Genomic DNA, 15026 nt, shown 5'->3' on the forward strand with positions numbered 1-15026 from the left:
CACGGAGCGCGCTTTCGGGCATGGCTGTGGGAGGGCTGCTGTTGGTGATGGGATGCGGCTCGGGGGGTGACGGCACACCGGACACGGCGAGCGGCAGCCTGGAGCAGCTGGCGGCCAAGGCGCGATGCAGGCCCGACATCCAGACGGACGCGGCCGAGCTGCGGCAGGCCACCTGTGTGGGTGGTGCCCGCAACTACATCCTCGTAACCTTTACAAACGCCCGTGGCCAGGCCGAATGGCTCGACGAGGCGGACGATTACGGCGGCACGTACCTCGTCGGCGGCACCTGGGTCGCGGTCGGCGGATCAGCCGACATCGCGGCGCTGCGCGAGCGGCTCGGGGGGACCGTGGTGGCCCCCGCCGCAGGGAGGCACGGCGGGGACCATCACGGTGACCGCATGGAGCACGACGGGGGCTGACGGCTCCGCGGCCGGGGAGGGCGGCGCTGCCCGGAGGGTCAGGAGCAGCGCTGCCCGGAGTTGAGGCACTTCGCGACGCGCCGCATCAGGCCGTCGTCGAAGACGTTGATGAAGTCACCGTGGTCGGTGACGGGTTTGTGCAGCTGCTCGGGGAACGAGTCGACGGCGAAGCCGGGGCCCGGCGGCACGTCGTACACGATGCGCTGCACCAGCTGCGGGATGGCGCGGAAGCCCTGCGGGCAGGCGCCGGTGCGCGGGTCGGCGAAGGCGACGTGGGTGCGGTGGTTGGCGCTGTCGGTGTTCCGGCCGTCCCAGCAGCTCTGGAAGTTGAACGTCCGCACGACCTTGCTGCCCTTCGGGCAGATCGGGTACTTGTCCTTCAGCTGCCGGTTCTCGAATCCGGTGCAGCTCCAGGAGGCGTTGGCATTGGCGTCGCCGTTCGTGAAGGCCTTGGCGTCACCGGTGATGATCCGCAGGAATCGCGGCATCGCGGCGACCTTGCCCACCGGACTTCCGACGAAGGTCAGGGTGACCGCCGCGGGCGTCTGGATCTCTCCGACGTTCTGGTCCTTTCCGCCGCCGTCCGCCTGGGCGTCGTCCTCGTTCTTTCCGTTCTGGAGCCGCAGGACCGGCCAGTAATACGTCGACTTGTCGCCCTGATTGCGGCAACTGGTCCGGCCGTTCGCGAGTTCGTCGTCGCTGGAGAAGGCGTCCGTCGCCTGGTTTCCCACGTAGTCGTGCATATGGTGGGCGCCATTGCTCACGCCGGGCGCGACGATGACGTTGTCGGGATTGAACTTGCCGTTCTCGTTCCGCCCGCATTTCGTGGTGAACGTGCCGCGGGAGGCGCCCTGTTGGGGCCGTGGGCGGTTCACGTTGGGCCGGACCGACCGGATCTTCACGAAGTCCTCGGCGACGGGACCGTTGCCGCTCTGCCCCGGCTTCTGGCCCTGTTCCTGCCCCTCTCCCTGTGGCTGCTCCTGCCCCTGCTCCTGGTCGGCGGCGCGCAAGGTGCAGGGCGCCATGCCGTCGAGGCCGTCCGGCCGCTGACCGGCCCGCTCCATGGAGCGGGAGATCTCGCCGAGAGTGCCCCGCCGCTGTTCCTCCAGCGGGCCGAGTACGGATTCCTTGTTCTCGGCCCTGCTGAACTCGTCGTAGGCCCGCGTGATCTGGCCGTCCAGTTCCGCGAGCCGCCGATCGACCTCACCGCGTGCCGCCTCCGGCACGTCGGGCAGCCGAGTGGCGACGTCCGGGCAGTCGATGGTCGAGGCCTGCTGCCCGGCGCTCTGCGGCGGAGGCCGGTCCGCGCCTTCTTCGGCGTTCGCGTAGACGTTCACGGCGATCAGGCCGCCGCCGCCCATGATCAACGCTGCGGACGCGGCGACCATGCGCCGCGCCAGCCTAGGTCGTTTTCGTGAGGTGCGTCCCATGGGGCTACATACGCATCAGCAACCCGAAGCGTTCAGCGCTCCTGGTCCAAATACGCGAGGACCGCGAGCACGCGCCGATTGTCGTCGTCGGACACCGGCAGGTCCAGTTTCCCGAAGATATTGGACGTGTGCTTGGCGATGGCCCGCTCGGTGACCACGAGCTGCGAGGCGATGGCCGCGTTCGACCGTCCCTGCGCCATGAGTTCGAGCACCTCGCGCTCGCGCGGCGTCAGCGCGCCCAGCGGCTGGTCCGCGGAGCGCCGCGACAGCAGCTGCTGGATCACCTGGGGGTCCATCGCCGTACCGCCGGCCGCGACCCTGCGGACCGCGTCGATGAACTGCGCCGCGTCGAAGACCCGGTCCTTGAGGAGATAGCCCACGCCGCCGTTGCCGTCGGCGAGCAGCTCTCGCGCGTACAACTGCTCCACGTGCTGCGAGAGCACCAGGACGGGCAGGCCGGGCCTGGCCCGGCGGGCGGCGAGCGCGCACTGAAGCCCCTCGTCCGTGTGGGACGGCGGAAGCCGGACGTCGACGACGGCGACGTCCGGCTGCAACTCCGCGAGGGCCTTGGTGAGTTCGGGCCCGCTCTCCACGGCCGCCGCGATCTCGAAGTCGAATGCCTCCAGCATCCGCACCAGGCCGTCGCGCAGCAGGAAGAGGTCTTCGGCTAGGACAACTCGCAAGGGATCTCCATGGTCACCATGGTCGGACCGCCCGCGGGGCTGCTGACGGCCAGTACGCCGTCGAATGTACCGAGTCGGCGTTCGACGCCGCTCAGCCCGGAGCCGGCGCCGACCGAGGCGCCTCCCTTGCCGTTGTCGGTGACGGCGATGCGCAGCATCCCGTCGGCGTGGTGGATGTCCACCCAGATGCGGTCCCCGCCCGCGTGCTTGATCGCGTTGGTGAGGGTCTCGCTCACCGCGAAGTACGCGGCCGACTCGACCGGCGCCTCGGCCCGGCCCGCCAGCTCCACGTCCACCTCGGTGGCCACCGGCAGCCGCAGCGCGAGGGCCTTCACCGCGTCGCCGAGGCCGCGTTCGGCGAGGACCGGCGGGTGGATGCCGCGGACCAGGTCGCGCAGCTCGTTCAGCGCCTCGCCGGAGTTCTGCCGGGCCTTGGCGAGCAGCTCCTTGGCCTTGGCGGGATCGGCGTCGATCATCGCCTCGACGGTGCCGAGGTCCATGCCCATGGCGACCAGCCGGGCCTGCGCCCCGTCGTGCAGATCGCGCTCGATGCGGCGCAGCTCGGCGGCGGAGTTGTCCACGGCGTCGTGCCGGGTCTCGGTCAGCCGGTCCACGCGCAGCGCCAGTTCGCGCTCCCGCATGCTCGTGGTGGGCGCGAGGAACGTACGGGCGAGGAGGAAGTGCGTACGGACGAGCGCCGGGTTCACGAAGACGCCGAGGACGAAGAGGCCCATGCCGAGCGCCGCCGCGTAGTTCGCCGTGGTCTGCGAGGTGACGTGGATGAACCCGTACCACTCGCCGCCGCCCGCGTGGTAGATCGGCTCCCACACGCCGAGCGCGAGGACCCAGCCGTACACCATGTACAGGATCAGCGCCGGGGCGAAGACCGCGACGACCGTGCCTGCCGTCATGTTCACCAGCAGCCACTGCAGGTCCCGCCAGGTCGCCGGGTCCTTCAGCATCAGCGTGCAGCGCTCCACCTGCCCGGTCAGGCCCGGCCGCAGATCGGCGGGGAAGGAGCGGTACGGGATCGGGACCGTCACGTCCGCCCACGCGCCCGCCTTCACGCGGTGCGCGGTGGCGAACGCGCGCAGGCCCGTCAGGACGACCGGCGTGGTCAGGAGCCCGACACCGAGCAGGATGAACGCGATCGACAGGACCGAGAGCACGAAGAAGATGATCGAGCCCGCCAGCGACACGATCGCGAGATAGAGCCCCTGGGCCCCCGCGAGCAGCGCGTCCTTCAGCCTCGTCATGGTCATCAGTCCCCTCGTCACCCGCATGCTGCCGTACGCGGTCCGTGCGTCCGGCACGAGAACAGTCTCCCCGGTGCCGTCCGGCGCGGTCATGGGGCCCGCCACCCGAGCCGGGGGTGTACCTGACGACACCCCCGGCCTCGCCCTGTGCTTCGCCGAGAGGGGGCCTCGGCGGCTGGGGCGGGAAGCCCCCGGTTTCTAGCGTGAGTCACGGATTGCACGACGCTTATCGACGCAGAACGATGGGGGAGAGACGCCATGAGGCGAAACCTCGCGGCACGACTGGGTGTGTGGAGCGCACACCACCGCAAGACGGCCGTTCTCGGCTGGCTGGTCTTCGTGGTCCTCGCCACGGTCATCGGCGGGGCCTTCGGCACGGTCACCGCGTCCGACGACGAGATGGGGGTCGGCGACTCGGGCCGGGCCGCCAAGATCCTCGACGACGCCGGGATCGACGAGCCCGCGGGCGAACTCGTCATGGTCACCGCGCGGACCACCGACGGCTGGCGGGACGCGGCGGCCGACCTGTCCAAGGCCCTCACCGCGACGGGCGAGGTGCGCGGTCTCCAGCCGCCGCTGCCCTCGAAGGACGGCAAGGACGCGCTGCTCCGCTTCACGATGAAGGGCCCGTCGGACGAGGCGTCCGACCACGTCCAGCCGGTCCTCGACGCCGTGGCGAAGGCACGGGACGCCGGGGCGGCGAAGGGCATCTCCGTCCACCAGTTCGGCGACGCGAGCTCCCAGAAGCACCTGTCCGACCTGCTCGCCGACGACCTGAAGAAGGCCGAGTTCACCGCGGTGCCGCTCGCGCTCGGCATCCTCCTGATCGCCTTCGGCGCCGTGGTCGCGGCCCTGCTCCCCGTCGGACTCGCGCTCACCGCGTGTGTCGCGGCCTTCGGACTGCTCTCCCTGGCCAGCCACCAGCTGCACCTGTTCGAGACGACCTACTCCGTGATGTTCCTGATGGGCCTCGCCGTCGGCGTCGACTACTGCCTGTTCTACCTGCGCCGTGAGCGCGACGAGCGGGCCGCGGGACGGGACGCCGAGACGGCCCTGCGGATCGCCGCGGCCACCAGCGGGCGCGCGGTCCTGGTCTCCGGCCTGACGGTCATGGTCGCGATGGCCGGCATGTTCCTCTCCGGCCTCCTCCTCTTCAAGGGCTTCGCCCTCGCCACGATCCTGGTGGTGTGCGTGGCGATGCTCGGCTCGGTCACCGTCCTGCCCGCGCTGCTCGCCTGGCTCGGCGACCGGATCGACGCCGGCCGCATCCCCTTCCTCAACCGCCGCGCCAAGAAGGGCGCGCACGCCGGCGGCGCCGTCGCCGGCAAGGTCCTGCGGCCCGTCCTCGCCCGCCCGAAGGTCTTCGCCGTCGGCTCGGCGGTCCTGCTGCTCGCGCTGGCCGCGCCCGCGCTCGGCATGAAGACCGAACAGCTCGGCCTGGAGAAGCAGTTCGGCTCCGACGCGCCGCTCTCCGTCGCGTACCAGAAGATCACCGACGAGTTCCCCGGCGGTCCGGCCCCGGCCCGGGTGGTCGTCAAGGCCGACGACATCGGCGCGCAGCCGGTGCGGGCCGCCCTCGCCACGCTGACCGCGAAGGCCGGCGACGGCGCCGAACTCACCACCCACAAGGCGGCGGACGTCGCCGAGATCGCGGTCCCGCTGCCGGGCGACGGCACCGACGCCGAGGCGAAGAAGGCACTGCGCGAACTCCGTGACACCACGGTGCCCGCGGCCTTCGACGGTGTCGACGCCGAGGCGTACGTGGGCGGCGACCTGGCCTCGTCCGAGGACTTCAGCGACCAGCTGGGCCGGGGCATCGTGCCGGTCTTCGCCTTCATCGCGGCGGTGACCTTCCTCCTGATGCTCTTCAGCTTCCGCTCGGTGGTCATCGCGGTGACGTCGATCGCGCTGAACCTGCTGTCGGTGGGCGCCGCCTACGGCGTCATGACCGCCGTCTTCCAGCACGGCTGGGGCGCGGAGCTGATCGGCTCGGAGAAGGTCGGCGCGATCGAGAACTGGATGCCGCTGTTCGTTCTGGTCGTGCTCTTCGGACTCTCCATGGACTACCACGTGTTCGTGGTCTCCCGGATCCGCGAGGCCCGCGACCGGGGCCTGGACAACCGCGCGGCGATCCGTGAGGGCCTCACGCGCACGGCGGGCGCGGTCACCGGCGCGGCCGTGATCATGGTGGCGGTCTTCGCGGTCTTCGGCACGCTGTCCATGCAGGACATGCAGCAGATGGGCGTGGGCCTGGGTGTGGCGGTCCTCCTGGACGCCACGGTGGTCCGCATGATCCTGCTCCCGTCCCTGATGTCCCTCCTGGGCGACAGGAACTGGCACACACCGCGCTGGCTGCGCTGGCTCCCGAAGGTGGAACACGGCGAGCCGGAAGAGCAGGCGCCGTCGTGGGCGGGCGTTCCGCACGGCGGGACGGGCGGGCACAACGCCCCGGTGCGGGCGGGCCGTTAGCGAAGTACCAGCGGACTCCCCGGTGCAGGGCACACACCGCACCGGGGAGTCCGCACGCCTGGAGCCCTGGAGCCCTAGAGCCCCAGAGCCTTCGCCTCCTTCTCGGGGGAGAGCCCGACCACGGGCCGGTCGGGCCGCTGCGGGGCAACCCCTCCCAGGCTCCGGAGCCAGTCCCACGTATCGGCCACCGTCTCGCCGACGGGCCGCGCCTTCAGCCCCGCGGCCACCGCCTTCTCCACGGACGTGACGTGCAGCGTTTCGTACAGCTCGCCCGGCGGCACCCACACCGGCAGCTCCATCCACGGCTCGACCCCGGCCCCGGCGATCACCTCGGGCGACGTCCACCGCAGCTCCGCCCCCGGGCCCCCGGCCACGGCCACGCACGCGTCCAGGAGTCCGCTCATGGTCGTGTGCGCGATCGGCGAGACCACGTTGTACGGACCGTGCAGCCCCGCGGCCGACGCGTCCACGATCCACTCGGCCAGATCCCGTGCGTCGATGTACTGGATCCCCGCGTCCCGGGGCCCGGGGGCCAGCACGGGACCGCCCCGCGCGACGCGGTTCAGCCACCATGGCAGCCGCCCGATGTTCTCGTGGGGACCCAGGATCAGCCCCGCCCGGACCAGCAGCGTCCGCTCGTCCCCGAACGCGGACAGCGCGGCGAGCTCACCGCCCCGCTTGTCCTGCGCGTACGCCGACGCCTCCGCGTCCGGATCGCCGTCCACCACGGGGAAGTCCTCGTCGGAGCCGGCCGCGCTCGGGTAGCGGTAGACGGAGGAACTGGAGACGTACACGTACCGCCCCACCCGTCCCGCGAGCAGCCGCGCCGCGTCCCGCACCACCCGGGGCGCCGCCGACCAGGTGTCGACCACCACGTCCCACTCGCCCTCGGCGAGCGCCGCGAGGCCGTCCTCGGCGGTGCGGTCGCCGTGCAGGGACCGCACCCCGGCGGGCGGCTCGTGGCGGCCGCGGTGGAAGACGGTCACCTCCCAGCCCCGGGCGAGCGCCGCCTCGGTGACGGCGCGCCCCACGAACTCCGTACCACCCAGCATCAGAAGTCTCATGGAAGGACTCTGCACGTCCGAGCGGCGCGAGGGGAACAGGAATCTGCCGGAGGCAGAACGTCTCCGGAGACGGAACACCCCCCGGAATCCCCGGAATCCCCGGAATCCCCGGAATCCCCGGAATCCCCGGATCTCAGGACGGGGGCGGCTCAGCGCGCGGGCGTCGGCGGCGCGTACTTGTACCCGACCCGCCGCACCGTCTGGATCGTCCTGCGGAACTCGGCCCCGAGCTTGCGCCGCAGCCGCGCGATGTGGACGTCGACGGTCCGGCCGTCGCCGACGTGGCCGTACCCCCACACCGTGGTCACCAACTGGTCGCGCGTGTGCACCCGGTGGGGGTGCGCGACGAGGTGCGCGAGCAGCTCGAACTCCAGGTACGTGAGGTCGAGGAGGCGCCCGTCGACCTCGGCGGCGCGCTGCACGGTGTCGATCCTGACCGGCCCCGTGTCGGGGACGGCCCGTTCCTCGGGGACGAGGGGTTCCGCGGCGACGGGCTCCTGCCCGGCCGGCACGAGGACGAGATAGCCGACCATCGGCGGCTGCCCCGGCAGGGCCGGCAGGGTGTGCTGCGGCGCGGGCACCCAGGTGGCGCCCGGCGGCAGGAAGTCGGTGATCTGCACCACCTCGTCGGGCGCGACGGCCCGCAGCCGCCCCCGGGCGGCGGGGATTCCGGGGACGGGGGAGACGGGGGAGCCACCGGAGGCAGCGGCGGTGGCGGCAGTGGCAGTGAAGGTACGGGAGTTCGCCATGGTGAGGTCAGCTCTTTCGCGCGAAGAAGGAGTCGTCGAGAACGAGACGTACGTCGTGCGCGTCAGGCGAAGGCCGGGTGAACGGCTTTAGAGGGCCCGCGCGTTCATCGCGCGGCAACACACCCGGTCGAAGTCATGGTGCTGCCGGGAAGGCCAGAAGGGCTCGAGGTCGTGACGACCCGTCGCGGCGTTCCGGTGGCTTCCCATGACCCCATTGAATCAGATGGGTGGGTTACTGGCAGTTCCCTCTCGCCCACCGATACGGCCCCTTGGTGGCTCTTGGCGTGAAATGGACCCCCGCGGACCCCGCCGGAGTGGGTCAGGTCACGCGCGGGAGGCCGGCCGACGGCGTAGCGGGATGCCCGCCGGCGACGGCGCGAGAGGCCGCCGACGGCATGAGGAGGCGCCCGCCGGAACCGGCGGGCGCCTCCTCAAGTGGCGTGCGGGGCGCGGGATCAGACCTGCCCGGCCTTCTCCAGGGCGGCGCAGCAGGTGTCGACGAGCAGCCGCGTCACGACGTACGGGTCGACGTTCGCGTTCGGGCGGCGGTCCTCGATGTAGCCCTTCCGGTCCACCTCGACCTGCCACGGGATGCGGACCGAGGCGCCGCGGTCGGAGACGCCGTACTTGTACTCGTCCCAGGGCGCGGTCTCGTGCAGGCCGGTGAGGCGGTCGTCGATGCCCGCGCCGTAGTTCTTGACGTGGTCCATCGGCTTGGAGCCCTCGCCGAGCGCCTCGCACGCGGTGATGATCGCGTCGTAGCCCGCGCGCATCGCCTTGGTGGAGAAGTTGGTGTGCGCGCCGGCGCCGTTCCAGTCGCCCTTGACCGGCTTCGGGTCGAGGGTCGCGGAGACCTTGAAGTCCTCGGCGGTGCGGTAGAGCAGCCAGCGGGCGATCCACAGCTGGTCGGAGACCTCCAGCGGGGCCAGCGGGCCGACCTGGAACTCCCACTGTCCCGGCATGACCTCGGCGTTGATGCCGGAGATGCCGAGACCGGCCTTGAGGCAGTTCTCCAGGTGCGCCTCGACGACGTCACGGCCGAAGATCTCGTCCGCGCCGACGCCGCAGTAGTAGCCGCCCTGCGCGGCGGGGAAGCCGCCGACGGGGAAGCCGAGCGGGCGGTCGCCCTCGAAGAAGGTGTACTCCTGCTCGATGCCGAAGATCGGCTCCTGGGCGCCGAAGCGGGCCTCGGCCTCGGCCAGTTCGGCGCGGGTGTTGGACGCGTGCGGGGTCATGTCCGTGTTGAGGACCTCGCACAGGACGAGGACGTCGGCACCGCCGCGGATCGGGTCGGGGCAGGTGAAGACCGGCTTGAGCACGCGGTCCGAGGCGTGGCCCTTGGCCTGGTTCGTGCTGGATCCGTCGAAGCCCCACAGCGGCAGCTCGGCGCCCTGCGCAGGGTGCTGGGAGTCGTCCGTCAGGATCTTCGTCTTCGAACGGAGCTTCGCGGTCGGCTCGGTGCCGTCGATCCAGATGTACTCAGCCTTGAAGGTCACGGGGCCTCATCCTCATAACGCTCGGTACGGCGCAGAACGTGCGGGTGCTGCGGTGCCGTGGTGATGTGTCGCAGCCTGGCAACCGGCGATTTCCCGACCGTTGCTCTTATGTGAACCCCGTGTTACCTGGGGCGAGTGTGGTTCACATCACCCGGCGGTGGCCGGATGTCGTCGGTCGGCGGCTGCCGGTGCGTCGCCCGACGGCCGCCGGTGCCTGGCCCGACGGCCGCCCGGGGGCCTACTTGATGACCGCGTTGGCGGCCGCGATGGCCAGGCCGATCGTCGCGTCGGCGGCGCCGATGAGGGCGGCGGAGCGCCGCCGGTAGCCGACGCCCAGCGCGGCGAAGGTGCCCCAGCCGAAGAGGAGCGCCGCGTTCAGGAGCAGCCCGGTGGTGGTGACGGGGGACTCCGGCCAGTCGAAGGTGCCGGCGAGCACCAGCAGGATCACCGTCGGCCAGCACGCGATGATCACCGGCCATTCGTCGACGAGCGCCCGCGCCAGCTGCCGCCAGCGGTGGATTCCCGAGCCCGGCCGGTGCGTGGACATGTGGTGGGCGTAGCCGTGCGCGAGCGCGGCGGTCCCCGCGGTCACCATCACCCAGGCCGCGTCGTAATAGGGCGTATAGGGAGTTCCCTCCGACTGGAGCGCCGCCAGCAGGGCGCTCGCGAGGACCGTTCCGTATACGCCCCCGAACGTCCAGCTCCGCACGGCGCGCTCCTCTCCGTCTGCCGGAACGTCCGTCCGGTGTCGGCCTGTGGAGCACTCCACGCTAGGCGGGCATATGTAACGGTTTGCCGGACTTCGTCCATCGGTCCGCGATCGACCGCGCGCCGTCCGGCCCGCCGCCGTCAGCGGGACAGCGCGTCCCGCACCGCCTCCTCGGACCGGGCCACCACGGCGGTGCCGTCGTCCGCCGTGATGATGGGGCGCTGGATCAGCTTCGGGTGCGTGGCGAGCGCCGTGATCCAGCGGGCGCGGCCGGCGGCGTCGCGCGGCCAGGCCTCGCGGTCCTTGAGGCCCAGGTCCTTGGCGGCCTGCTCCTGGGTCCGGGTGATGTCCCACGGTTCGAGGCCGAGGCGGTCGAGGACGGCGCGGATCTCGTCCTCGGTGGGGACGTCCTCCAGGTAGCGGCGCACGGTGTAGTCGGCGCCCTCCGCGTCGAGCAGGGCGAGGGCGCCGCGGCACTTCGAGCAGGCGGGGTTGATCCAGATCTCCATGCCCACACGCTACCCCGCGAACCATCCGTCCCAGGGGGCTCGCGGGCGCCTTGTTCGAATACCTCAAAGCCCTTCTGGCCAGCGGCGATTGTCAGTGGTCCGCAGTAGAATCACAGTAGTGTTCGAGGGCGCCCGACGGGGGTCCTGACCGCGACAGGAGGATGCCTGTGCCCGCTGCCGCACTTTCCGCGAAGCCCGTATCGAAGTCCGCGTCCAAGTCGAAGTCCGCGTCCAAGGCCACGTCCAGGGGAGTGTCCCAGCCCGTACTGATCGATCTGCCGTACAGCCTGCCGGCGAAGAAGGCCCTGCCCGCCGGGCGTCCGCGCGAGTGGTACATCAACCACAACCGCCGCCTCAAGGCCATGCGCCTCGCCATCGCCCTGCTCGACTCGGGCGTCTACCTGCCGAACCAGGCGAAGAACAGCACGATACGGAGCATGGCGGAGGACGTCGGGATCCATCCGCCGTCCGACATCACCTGTCACATGGTGCGGGCGCTGATGCGTTACAGCCGGTGATCAAGTGCGGGGTGCGCGGGGCGTCTTGGCCCCGGGCGCCCCGCGTTCCTTTCGGGGCGCCAGGGATGTGCGCCCGGGGCTGGGCGGACAATTGCGCGGTGGGACATGCTGTGCCCCATGACCCAGCAGGAACCCGTCGGCACCGGACCGGCCTCCACCGGCGAACTGCCGCTTCTGACGACCGCCGAACTCCCGGACGGCGCCCGCCTTCCCGTGCGCGCGCTGCGCGCCCCCGAACCGGAGCGCTTCCTGCCGTCCGGGGCGGGGCCCGCGCCGGGGCCGCCGCCGGCCCCCGCGGTGCTCGTCCTGCCCGCGATGGGCACGCCCGCCCGCTACTACCGCCGCTTCGCGCACGCCCTCCACGACGAGGGCCTGACGGTGCTCACCACCGACCTGCGCGGACAGGGCGAGGCGACCCCGCACGTCACCGACCGCGCGGCGGCCGACCACGGCTACCGCACGATCGTCGAGGACGACCTCCCCGCGGTCCTCGCGGCGGTGCGCGCCGAGCTCGGCCCCGAACCGCCGCTGTACCTCCTCGGCCACAGCCTCGGCGGCCAACTCGGCCTGGTGCACGCGTCCCTGGGGGTGGGGCCCGGCGTCGACGGCGTGGCGCTGGTGGCCTCGGGATCGGTCTGGTTCCGCGCGTACGGCGGACCGCGCGTCCCCGGCCTCTTCCTCGCCGAGCTGCTGATCCCCGCGACGGCGACGGTGCTCGGCCGCTGGCCCGGCACGCGGCTCGGCTTCGGCGGCGACCAGCCCAAGGGCGTCATGCGCGACTGGGCACGCCAGGGGCGCACCGGCCGCTACACCGCCAAGGGCTCCGCACTCGACTACGAGGCGGCGCTGGCCGCCCTGGAGCTGCCCGTGCTCGCGGTCACCGTCGAGCACGACACGTACGCTCCGGCTTCCGCCGTCGACCACCTGCTCTCCAAGGTTCCCAAGGCCCGCGTGACGCGCCGTCACTACACCGCGCAGGAGGCGGGCGGCCGTCTCGACCACTTCGCGTGGACCCGCGCGGGCGGCGCGCTGGCGAAACAGGTGGCGGCGTGGGCGGCCGACCAGGAACCACCGAGCGGCGGCCCCCGCCCCGGCCGCCGCTGACCCCGTGCGACCCGCCCTGCCCGGCGGGCCCACCACGCCGGGCACCCGGCACCGCGCCGCGCGCGAGGTGCGCGGGGGCGCCGTTGCCCCTCCGGCCCCGTGCCACGCCCCCGCGCGTCCGGCGCCATGCCTCGTGCGAGTCGCGAGGGGCGCCTTCGGAGGGTGTCCGAGTCGGCGCCCCGTCCCCGTGGCGTGCGGCGCCTGTGCCTGGGGGGAGGGGCGCGGGGCCGGTCCGGCCGGTGGCGTGTCGCGTTCGGGGCTGTGCGTGTGCTCCCGGGGCCTGCCGTCGGGCGCGTGCGAGGCGGCCGGGACCGGGACCGTGGCGGCCCGGGATTCCGGGAGCCCGCGCCGCGCACCGACCGGTCGACGCGAGATCGCACGTCGCGGCCCCGCGCGGCGGGGCAGGAGCCGTCACCCGTTCGCCGTACCCGGCATGCGTGCCGGGGCCCGGACGCATTGGCTGCTGGTGAGGTGACGCGAGGGTGAGAGGGGAGGCGGGCATGACGACCCCGGAGGCGCGCGCGGCGGCGGGCAAGGCCGCCCGCAAGCGCGCCTCGCGTTCCTCCCACGGCGCGTGGATACCGTCCGCCGACCGCCCCGACCCGGTGGCCGTCCTGGAGCGCCAGGGCGCCGACCGCGTCCAGGACCTGCTCCCCATCCGCTACGGCCGCATGGCCGCCTCCCCGTTCGCCTTCCTGCGCGGCGCCGCCGCCGTCATGGCGGGCGACCTCGCCGCCCAGCGGCACACCGGCCTCACCGTGCAGCTCTGCGGCGACGCCCACCTCATGAACTTCGGCGTGTTCGCCTCGCCCGAACGCGCCCTCCTCTTCGACCTGAACGACTTCGACGAGACCTACCCCGGCCCCTTCGAGTGGGACGTCAAACGGCTCGCCGCCAGCGTCGCCGTCGCCGCCCGCGAGCACGGCGCCACCGAGAACGGCGCCCGCGACGCCGCGCAGGCCGCCTCGGCCGCGTACCGCAAGGCGATGCGGCGCCTGGCGGGCCTCGGCGAACTCGCCGTCTGGTACGAGCGCATCGACGCCCGCGACCTGCTCCCCCTCGTCCACCCCGGTCCCGCCCGCGAACGCGTCGCCGCGCACCTCGACCGCGCCCGCCGCCGCACCAGCCTCCAGGCGCTCGGCAAGCTCACCGAGGTCGTGGCCGGGGAGCGCCGCATCATCCACGACCCGCCGCTCCTCGAACCGGTCGGCGCCCCCGACATGGCCGCCCTGCGCAAGATCTTCGGCGACTACCGCTCCACGCTCGCCGAGGAGCGCCGCCTCCTCCTGGACCGCTACCGCTTCGTCGACGCGGCCCGCAAGGTCGTCGGCGTCGGCAGCGTCGGCACCCGCTGCTTCATCGTGCTGCTCGCCGGGCGCGACGCGGGCGACCCGCTGTTCCTGCAGATCAAGGAGGCGGTGCGGTCCGTCGTCGAGGACCACCTGCCGACCGGCCCGTACGTCCACCCCGGGCACCGCGTCGTCGCCGGGCAGCGCCTGCTCCAGGCGGCGAGCGACATCTTCCTGGGGTGGATGACCGGGCCGCAGGGCCGCGCCTTCTACTGGCGTCAGCTGCGCGACATGAAGGGCTCCGCGGACCTCGCCGCCATGGTGCCCGCCGAGCTGCGCGCCTACGCCGGGCTGTGCGGCACGGCGCTGGCCCGCGCCCACGCCCGCTCCGGCGACCGCATCGCCATCGCCGCCTACCTCGGCGGCTCGGACACCTTCGACCGCGCCATGGCCGACTTCGCGCTGCGCTACGCGGCCCAGAACACCCACGACCACGCGGCGCTCACCGCGGCGATCGGCTCGGGAGTGATCGCCGCGGCGAGCGGGGTCTAGGGCCTGTCCTCCCGGCCGAGCAGGGCGTCGAGGAGGCGCTGCCGGTCCGCCGCGTGGTCCCGCAGCCACGCCCCCAACGCGTGGTCGGCGTCGGGCAGTTCGAGCCGCTCGTACCGTGCCCGCGTGGCCAGCGCCGCGTCGACGGCCGCCGTCACCGCGGCCGGGATCACCGCGTCCGTGCCCGGCACCACGAGCACCGCGCGCCCGCGAAAACCCCGGTAGACGTCCAGCGCGGGGGACTCGCGCCAGCGCTCCGGCGTACGGATGACCTCGGTGAAGCGGCCGTCGCCGTCGCCGAAGGGGAGCGGCCAGGCCTCGGCCGCGTACACGGCGGGCGCGCACAGCCCGATGCCCGTGACCCGCGCGCCGAAGTGCGCCACCAGGTCCGCCACGGTCTGCCCGCTCATGCTGAACCCGACGAACACCAGGCCGTCGGCGGCGGGCACCCGCTTCCCGACCACCGCGGCGGCCTGCTCGAACCGCCGCCGCAGGCTCAACTCCCGCAGCGCGCCCGAGCTTTCGCCGTGGCCGGAGAAGTCGAGCGCGAGCGCCCGGCAGCCGCGCGCGGCGGCGTCGGCCTGGAGGGCGGCGAGCCGCGTCTTGTCGCCGCTGCCCGCGCCGTGCAGCAGGACGACGGTGGTGGCGGGGGAGCGCGGCTGCCCTACGGGTGGCGCCTCGGCACAGCTGAGCAGCTCGCCGTCGCAGGTGAAGGAGAAGGCGGACAGGGCGGGTTCGGGCGCCGGTGCGGTGAAGGAGTCCTGAGTCATGCCGCCTATCCT

The 15026-nt window shown here is 72.7% G+C and carries 14 protein-coding genes; 5 read left to right on the forward strand and 9 right to left on the reverse strand.

Annotated features, from left to right (window positions below; all coding sequences use genetic code 11):
* Window positions 1-20 precede the first annotated feature (20 nt).
* Window positions 21-419 carry a hypothetical protein gene (locus tag AB0L89_RS03710; RefSeq protein ID WP_365133607.1) on the forward strand — a complete coding sequence of 133 codons (399 nt, stop codon included), beginning with the start codon at window positions 21-23 and terminating at the stop codon, window positions 417-419.
* 38 nt (window positions 420-457) lie between these two features.
* On the opposite strand, the gene AB0L89_RS03715 is transcribed toward AB0L89_RS03710, so the two are convergent.
* Genes AB0L89_RS03715 through AB0L89_RS03725 form a run of 3 tightly spaced genes read right to left on the reverse strand, consistent with a single transcriptional unit; the run spans window position 458 to window position 3794 of the window.
* Window positions 458-1849, reverse strand: a complete 1392-nt coding sequence (locus AB0L89_RS03715; RefSeq protein ID WP_365133610.1) for a DUF1996 domain-containing protein — start codon at window positions 1847-1849, stop codon at window positions 458-460.
* Between the two features lie 32 nt (window positions 1850-1881).
* Window positions 1882-2532, reverse strand: a complete 651-nt coding sequence (locus AB0L89_RS03720; protein WP_365133613.1) for a response regulator transcription factor — start codon at window positions 2530-2532, stop codon at window positions 1882-1884.
* The gene (locus AB0L89_RS03725; RefSeq protein WP_365134008.1) at window positions 2517-3794 is read right to left on the reverse strand and encodes a sensor domain-containing protein; all 1278 of its coding nucleotides are present in this window, start codon (window positions 3792-3794) and stop codon (window positions 2517-2519) included. Before AB0L89_RS03725 ends, AB0L89_RS03720 begins: the two co-directional genes overlap by 16 nt.
* A 252-nt stretch (window positions 3795-4046) precedes the next feature.
* On the opposite strand from AB0L89_RS03725, the gene AB0L89_RS03730 reads away from it, so the two are divergent.
* Window positions 4047-6257 carry an MMPL family transporter gene (locus AB0L89_RS03730; protein ID WP_365133616.1) on the forward strand — a complete coding sequence of 737 codons (2211 nt, stop codon included), beginning with the start codon at window positions 4047-4049 and terminating at the stop codon, window positions 6255-6257.
* A 74-nt stretch (window positions 6258-6331) separates the two neighbouring features.
* Here AB0L89_RS03730 and AB0L89_RS03735 read toward each other — a convergent pair whose 3' ends face one another.
* The 5 genes from AB0L89_RS03735 to AB0L89_RS03755 all read right to left on the reverse strand — a co-directional run bounded on the left by AB0L89_RS03735 (window position 6332) and on the right by AB0L89_RS03755 (window position 10784).
* The gene (locus AB0L89_RS03735) at window positions 6332-7321 is read right to left on the reverse strand and encodes an NAD-dependent epimerase/dehydratase family protein (RefSeq protein ID WP_365133619.1); all 990 of its coding nucleotides are present in this window, start codon (window positions 7319-7321) and stop codon (window positions 6332-6334) included.
* 149 nt (window positions 7322-7470) lie between these two features.
* Window positions 7471-8070 (reverse strand): winged helix-turn-helix domain-containing protein, encoded by a 600-nt coding sequence (locus AB0L89_RS03740; protein WP_365133622.1) that lies wholly within the window; start codon window positions 8068-8070, stop codon window positions 7471-7473.
* Window positions 8071-8525: 455 nt separating this feature from the next.
* Window positions 8526-9566: a glutamine synthetase gene (gene glnII / locus AB0L89_RS03745; RefSeq protein ID WP_365133625.1), complete on the reverse strand. Its 1041-nt coding sequence runs from the start codon at window positions 9564-9566 to the stop codon at window positions 8526-8528.
* A gap of 238 nt (window positions 9567-9804) precedes the next feature.
* The gene (locus tag AB0L89_RS03750; protein ID WP_365133628.1) at window positions 9805-10275 is read right to left on the reverse strand and encodes a hypothetical protein; all 471 of its coding nucleotides are present in this window, start codon (window positions 10273-10275) and stop codon (window positions 9805-9807) included.
* 140 nt (window positions 10276-10415) lie between these two features.
* Window positions 10416-10784, reverse strand: coding sequence for an arsenate reductase family protein (locus AB0L89_RS03755; protein WP_365133631.1), 369 nt, complete (start codon window positions 10782-10784; stop codon window positions 10416-10418).
* 161 nt (window positions 10785-10945) lie between these two features.
* Here AB0L89_RS03755 and AB0L89_RS03760 point away from each other — a divergent pair, with 161 nt between their 5' ends.
* The 3 genes from AB0L89_RS03760 to AB0L89_RS03770 all read left to right on the forward strand — a co-directional run bounded on the left by AB0L89_RS03760 (window position 10946) and on the right by AB0L89_RS03770 (window position 14247).
* A complete protein-coding gene (locus tag AB0L89_RS03760; protein WP_365133634.1) occupies window positions 10946-11302 on the forward strand; it encodes a hypothetical protein in 357 nt (118 codons plus the stop codon).
* A gap of 117 nt (window positions 11303-11419) precedes the next feature.
* Window positions 11420-12406, forward strand: coding sequence for an alpha/beta fold hydrolase (locus AB0L89_RS03765; protein ID WP_365133637.1), 987 nt, complete (start codon window positions 11420-11422; stop codon window positions 12404-12406).
* 500 nt (window positions 12407-12906) lie between these two features.
* The gene (locus tag AB0L89_RS03770; RefSeq protein ID WP_365133640.1) at window positions 12907-14247 is read left to right on the forward strand and encodes a DUF2252 domain-containing protein; all 1341 of its coding nucleotides are present in this window, start codon (window positions 12907-12909) and stop codon (window positions 14245-14247) included.
* Here the strand turns inward: AB0L89_RS03770 and AB0L89_RS03775 are convergent.
* A complete protein-coding gene (locus AB0L89_RS03775; RefSeq protein WP_365133643.1) occupies window positions 14244-15014 on the reverse strand; it encodes an alpha/beta hydrolase in 771 nt (256 codons plus the stop codon). The two genes, AB0L89_RS03770 and AB0L89_RS03775, sit on opposite strands and share 4 nt — an antisense overlap.
* Window positions 15015-15026 lie beyond the last annotated feature (12 nt).

It is taken from the genome of Streptomyces sp. NPDC052114, assembly GCF_040680155.1.
GTDB lineage: Bacteria > Actinomycetota > Actinomycetes > Streptomycetales > Streptomycetaceae > Streptomyces.

What these genes read in the sequence shown, in the direction of transcription:
- AB0L89_RS03710 (WP_365133607.1), top strand. Translation starts at nt 21, where the DNA reads ATGGCTGTGGGAGGGCTGCTGTTGGTGATGGGATGCGGCTCGGGGGGT.
- AB0L89_RS03715 (WP_365133610.1), bottom strand. Translation starts at nt 1,849, where the DNA reads ATGGGACGCACCTCACGAAAACGACCTAGGCTGGCGCGGCGCATGGTC.
- AB0L89_RS03725 (WP_365134008.1), bottom strand. Translation starts at nt 3,794, where the DNA reads ATGACCATGACGAGGCTGAAGGACGCGCTGCTCGCGGGGGCCCAGGGG.
- AB0L89_RS03730 (WP_365133616.1), top strand. Translation starts at nt 4,047, where the DNA reads ATGAGGCGAAACCTCGCGGCACGACTGGGTGTGTGGAGCGCACACCAC.
- AB0L89_RS03735 (WP_365133619.1), bottom strand. Translation starts at nt 7,321, where the DNA reads ATGAGACTTCTGATGCTGGGTGGTACGGAGTTCGTGGGGCGCGCCGTC.
- AB0L89_RS03740 (WP_365133622.1), bottom strand. Translation starts at nt 8,070, where the DNA reads ATGGCGAACTCCCGTACCTTCACTGCCACTGCCGCCACCGCCGCTGCC.
- AB0L89_RS03755 (WP_365133631.1), bottom strand. Translation starts at nt 10,784, where the DNA reads ATGGAGATCTGGATCAACCCCGCCTGCTCGAAGTGCCGCGGCGCCCTC.
- AB0L89_RS03760 (WP_365133634.1), top strand. Translation starts at nt 10,946, where the DNA reads ATGCCTGTGCCCGCTGCCGCACTTTCCGCGAAGCCCGTATCGAAGTCC.
- AB0L89_RS03765 (WP_365133637.1), top strand. Translation starts at nt 11,420, where the DNA reads ATGACCCAGCAGGAACCCGTCGGCACCGGACCGGCCTCCACCGGCGAA.
- AB0L89_RS03770 (WP_365133640.1), top strand. Translation starts at nt 12,907, where the DNA reads ATGACGACCCCGGAGGCGCGCGCGGCGGCGGGCAAGGCCGCCCGCAAG.
- AB0L89_RS03775 (WP_365133643.1), bottom strand. Translation starts at nt 15,014, where the DNA reads ATGACTCAGGACTCCTTCACCGCACCGGCGCCCGAACCCGCCCTGTCC.